Source organism: Allocoleopsis sp., from assembly GCF_036703385.1.
In the GTDB taxonomy this organism is placed as follows: Bacteria; Cyanobacteriota; Cyanobacteriia; order Cyanobacteriales; family Coleofasciculaceae; genus Allocoleopsis.
The window spans coordinates 1-4,364 of the sequence record NZ_DATNPA010000207.1 but is presented as its reverse complement, the minus strand read 5'-3'; the positions used below and the strand labels follow the sequence as shown (position 1 = coordinate 4,364).

Here is a 4,364-nt window from a genome sequence, read left to right as displayed (position 1 = left end):
ACATAACGAATATTTCAGGAGGTGAGAGCCACGTTTGCCGAAGTATCACCGCAGGTTACCCGAATCACGGGGATTGCCCCAACAGATTGGATTGAAGTAGGGCAAAACACGCCATCCCACATTTCTTTGAGTGATGCGTTGAAGGAGTTGCGAATTAGCGATCGCCAGTTGATGAAGTATCGGCTGATTGCGCGAAAGATAAAGCCTTATTGGGACTCTGCATTGCAGCGAAATCCCGATTACCCGCTTGAGCGCAAAAAGCAATTAGAGCAAAAGCTCAGGGGCGGTTATGTACAAGTCAGTTACATTGACGAACCGCCGTTCACTTGGTTTGAGTTTTTAGTTTTGAAGTATCTCGTCAAGCAAAACAAGCTATTTCGGAATCTCAAAAAACTCGAAACATTTACCAAACTCAACCCGCACATTTTTGCAACAGAGGAGACATTGAATAATGCAATTGAGCGACTTGGCTAGCCAGCACAATTTATCTTTAGAGTCTTTGCAGATTGAGCTTTTGAATGAATTTCCCGATGTAGAAGAATGGGATGAAATTCCGGACGTGGCAATGCCAAAAGTTCAGGAACTGTTAAATAAAGCTCCTGAAATCAAAGAGATGGCTCAGGCTTTTGCCCTACCAGCAGCCAGCGATAACGGTAAGGGTAGTGACGGGAATAACGGTAACGACAACGGACATTTACCGGAAGCTGAAGCCTTAACAATTGCTCAAGAATATGGTGTTTCCACTGACTTTGTGTACGCCGTTAAGAATGCCGATATTCAGCTACAGTTAGACGCCGAAACCGAGTTTAAATCGGGAATCGCGGAAGCCGAACTGTTGATTGCCGCCAAAGAAGCTGGTAAGGCTTTGGTGTACGAAGCTTACGACGAAAATCGCGACCTAGAGCGGCAGCAAAAGCTCAATCAAATCCAATCCATTAAAGCCAACGGGCTAGACTTCCTGCGACAGAAATATGGAGTCAATCCACGAGCTAGGGCTAGTAAAGCTAACGAACGTTTAACCCAGATTCAGCAGTGATTAGCTGAAAGCAACGTGGATGTCAAGGCTTTTTTCGTCAAGAAATAGAGTTTGAAGACTTCTCAATTGAAGAAGACATTCAAGCCTATTTCTCTACCTTGTCAGCCGCCGAAATTTCGGCTTTAAAAGCCGAAATTCAAGGACTTAAAACACTTGTCAACAACCAACAAAAACCACAGGAGAAAACTATGTCTCACGTTGTAGCTATCGGAACTTTGACCGCCACAGCCGGAGCTATTAGCTTGGCTTTCCCGCCTGCTGGCATTGCCTTTGGGCTATTCGTTCTGGGTGCTGGATTGATGGCAAGAGATTAATACGAAATTGCTGCATGACCCGCTTAGTTTCTCACTTACTTTTTTGGGCAATATTCATAGCCCTAATCGAATCCACAATTCTAAATTTTCTGAGAATTTTGCCATGATCACCAAATTATTGACCGAACAAATCACGTTCGCAGGACTGCGACAACAAGCAGAGCGATTGGAAATCCCAGGCTTTGCCAGGATGCGAAAGCAAGAGCTAATCAAGGCAATCAGCGAGGCGCAAAAACCATGCACAAAAGAGCCGAATACAACGGTATTTTGATAAGTCTTGACGCTCTCACTATTGGCAAACAACAGCAATGGCTTGAAAATCAACCAGAGCCAAAAACCAAGGAAGAAACTCAGGAGCGAAAACGAGTAAGGCGGCTTATCAAATTAGCCAAAGATGAAGAAAACGAGTAGGAGATTTTTCTATTATGGAGAGCCTAGCTTACCTCCATTTAGAGCTAGCCAACCAGCAACCTGAAGTTCAACAAAACACCGATTCAAACAGCATCGGTGATAGCTGGAACGCAGCCGGATGGGACGAAATTTTTGACACTTTAGACGAAGAAGAAGAGGAGGAAGAGGAAGTTGAACCCGCCTAATTTACCACCGATAGTCAGACAAACCAAAACGCCAAGTTGTGAGGAAGATAGGCTTCATTGCATACAAGAACTGTCAGATTGGGCTGACCAATATCGCAATGAGGTTGAAAAAGAATCCTCAGCTCGTGCTGCCCAAATCGAGTCTTTACTAATCGCAGGAGACTACGAGGCAATCCGCGAATGGCTACAAGAGTGGGAAGGGGAAGACTTGGCTCCAGGTTCTCTCCGCCAGCGATATGCAAGAGCGCGATCAGAACTGAGACAAGAACGTTTTCGCCAGCGCCAACGCCAGCTTTATGGCTCAGTAATCGACAAAATTACGGGTGCCAGCACCGATAGTTTGACCGGCTCCGGTGCTGAACTCCACTCCCAGACCTCTCACGAATCGATAGGAGATTTTTTAATCATGCCAACAATTAGCACATCGGTAAAGACGCTCGGATATTACGTTACGACGCTCCCAGACCACATTGAAGAAGAACTCGGAGCGCACTTCGAGAATTTGAGCAAAACCGAGCAATACACGCTCTTAGCTGTATTTGCGGGATACATGGCTTCTGTAGCTGAAAAAGAAAATTACGAACAAAGCCTGGGCGATATCTACAACGACGTTCCTGGGTATTTGCCCAGTCCGATTGCAGACCTGCTATCGGAGATTGAAGACTTGGAACGACTTTCTAACGGCACTATCCTTGCCCTAACCGAAGCCCTGGTGCTGAATATCCACTACACCCATGTTGAGGAGGAGTAGGATGTCACAGGAATTTCAGCCTACTCCAGCCCAGCAAAATCTTCTGAATTTTCAAGGGCGAATTGGCAGTTTCTCCTTACAGCCCGGAACTGATGCAAGAGGGGTATCAAGCCCTTGATGCCGCAGTTGAGGAGAATCAGCGACTTCTTTATTCCATTCACTCTACATCCAATGCCATGCGCTCTGCGCGGCAGTGTGCCGAATTGGAAGGAGGAATTAGCGATGAATGAATCCCTTAAGCAAGCCGCAGAGAAAGCCCTAAGTGACGCTGGAGTGCCTGTCAATCTTGCTACTCAATGTGCAGAGATTGTCGCAAAAGATGACCCTGATAAACCTAATTTAGGACGCACTGAAGAAGACCAGCATCTCATCAATAGTTCGATGACCTGGATGAAAACCAAGGGATTTTTTGACAAGTAAGGAGGCAATGCAAAGATATGAAGCTGGATGAAGATAAACGTGAAAATCTTATCCAGCTTCTGGCGCTGTTAACGACGCTAATTATTTTTCTAACTTTTGCCACAAGTCTCACTCTCGCCAGGGTGTGGAAGCTGCAACAAATAATCGAAACAGAATTAATTGACCAGTAAAAGGACTCAAACAATGGGAATTGGAAGCGCAATTGTTCGGTACACCGGAGCTTTGACGGGGAGAAGCCAGGGCATAGCATCCAGTCTTAGTGGAAGATGCAAAGCCTACGACGATGCTCCAGAAGTAAGGGGATTAATGCAAGCCTATTTTGGCTTAAATCCCGAAACCTTCGTTGATATGTCTCCTGAAGAATTCGGGCAGTTTGTAGACCAAGCCAAACAAGCTAAATTCTTTTCGGAAAATTGGGAAAAGGTAGCCGAGCACGTCAGGGATTATATCCAGGGAGTTGTTGATTATAACGATTTCGTAACGCGATGCGTAAAAGCTGGCGTTGCCGGAATGAAAAAGATTGATAAAAACACGCTGGATGTACTGCTACAACACAAGAGCTACAAAAACAATCAGAGTAAATTAGCTCAAGATTCCAGAGTGGCAGACCAGCTAATGCAGCAGGAGCTTACTGATTACATTGATTTGTCGGAATACGACCTAAATATGTCCTTGCAAATGATGGCATCCAAACTCCTGAAGGAAAAGGAGAAAATCGACGCTAGACCAGACGATGAGCAAGCTAGAGCCGACGCACAGCAAGTGGAGCAAGAGCGCAAACAATATATCAGAAACCTCCTGAATTACGGCTATAACTACACCATTCAACGGGGTCTACCTGCTTCTAATTCACCCCAAGTAAGTTACTCCGGTGCCAGTACTAATGGCAACAATAATTTCTTCAGTCGAGCCATTGATTTCTTCAGAGGAAAGTAGTTTTTGGGAGCAAAAGAAATGTTTTTGCCCGACAATAATTCCAAGAATTCACAACCCCAAATTTCAGTATTACCGCCACTATTCCATCAACAAACCCCTGGCAGCCAAAGTCAAAAACCCGTGCCAGCAATCGTTGTAAAACCATCCCGCAAATCGCGATTTATCCTATCGCTATACAAATTGGGATTATACGGATTCTGGTTTGGTATTGGAGTCGGTGCTGCTAATATCACCCGCCTTTTCCCTAATGGCTGGATTGTTTATTTGGCTCTCATGGGGTCAGCGGCAGGCTACTTGATGTTAGTTAAACC

General features: G+C 45.3%; 12 protein-coding genes. All 12 read left to right on the top strand.

The genetic code is table 11. The features are described from left to right. The first annotated feature begins 21 nt into the window (after window positions 1–21). Window positions 22–474, top strand: coding sequence for a hypothetical protein (locus tag V6C93_RS10325; protein WP_333476571.1), 453 nt, complete (start codon window positions 22–24; stop codon window positions 472–474). Then, a complete protein-coding gene (locus tag V6C93_RS10320) occupies window positions 452–1,036 on the top strand; it encodes a hypothetical protein (RefSeq protein ID WP_333476570.1) in 585 nt (194 codons plus the stop codon). Before V6C93_RS10325 ends, V6C93_RS10320 begins: the two co-directional genes overlap by 23 nt. A gap of 188 nt (window positions 1,037–1,224) precedes the next feature. Next, window positions 1,225–1,350, top strand: coding sequence for a hypothetical protein (locus V6C93_RS10315; RefSeq protein WP_333476569.1), 126 nt, complete (start codon window positions 1,225–1,227; stop codon window positions 1,348–1,350). Window positions 1,351–1,453: 103 nt separating this feature from the next. Then, entirely contained in the window at window positions 1,454–1,621 is a 168-nt protein-coding gene (locus V6C93_RS10310; RefSeq protein WP_333476568.1) for a Rho termination factor N-terminal domain-containing protein, read from the top strand. Beyond that, window positions 1,588–1,761, top strand: coding sequence for a hypothetical protein (locus V6C93_RS10305; RefSeq protein ID WP_333476567.1), 174 nt, complete (start codon window positions 1,588–1,590; stop codon window positions 1,759–1,761). The genes V6C93_RS10310 and V6C93_RS10305 overlap by 34 nt, the downstream gene beginning before the upstream one ends. A gap of 14 nt (window positions 1,762–1,775) precedes the next feature. Then, complete coding sequence (locus tag V6C93_RS10300; protein ID WP_333476566.1) at window positions 1,776–1,946, top strand: hypothetical protein; 171 nt, start codon at window positions 1,776–1,778, stop codon at window positions 1,944–1,946. Beyond that, window positions 1,933–2,697 carry a hypothetical protein gene (locus tag V6C93_RS10295; RefSeq protein ID WP_333476565.1) on the top strand — a complete coding sequence of 255 codons (765 nt, stop codon included), beginning with the start codon at window positions 1,933–1,935 and terminating at the stop codon, window positions 2,695–2,697. The genes V6C93_RS10300 and V6C93_RS10295 overlap by 14 nt, the downstream gene beginning before the upstream one ends. 62 nt (window positions 2,698–2,759) lie before the next feature. Further along, window positions 2,760–2,927, top strand: a complete 168-nt coding sequence (locus tag V6C93_RS10290) for a hypothetical protein (protein ID WP_333476564.1) — start codon at window positions 2,760–2,762, stop codon at window positions 2,925–2,927. After that, window positions 2,920–3,117, top strand: a complete 198-nt coding sequence (locus V6C93_RS10285; protein WP_333476563.1) for a hypothetical protein — start codon at window positions 2,920–2,922, stop codon at window positions 3,115–3,117. Before V6C93_RS10290 ends, V6C93_RS10285 begins: the two co-directional genes overlap by 8 nt. A gap of 17 nt (window positions 3,118–3,134) precedes the next feature. Next, complete coding sequence (locus V6C93_RS10280; RefSeq protein ID WP_333476562.1) at window positions 3,135–3,287, top strand: hypothetical protein; 153 nt, start codon at window positions 3,135–3,137, stop codon at window positions 3,285–3,287. Between the two features lie 13 nt (window positions 3,288–3,300). After that, a complete protein-coding gene (locus tag V6C93_RS10275) occupies window positions 3,301–4,053 on the top strand; it encodes a hypothetical protein (RefSeq protein ID WP_333476561.1) in 753 nt (250 codons plus the stop codon). Between the two features lie 3 nt (window positions 4,054–4,056). Further along, window positions 4,057–4,364, top strand: a 308-nt coding sequence (locus V6C93_RS10270; protein ID WP_333476560.1) for a hypothetical protein, incomplete at its 3' end; no start/stop codon positions are given.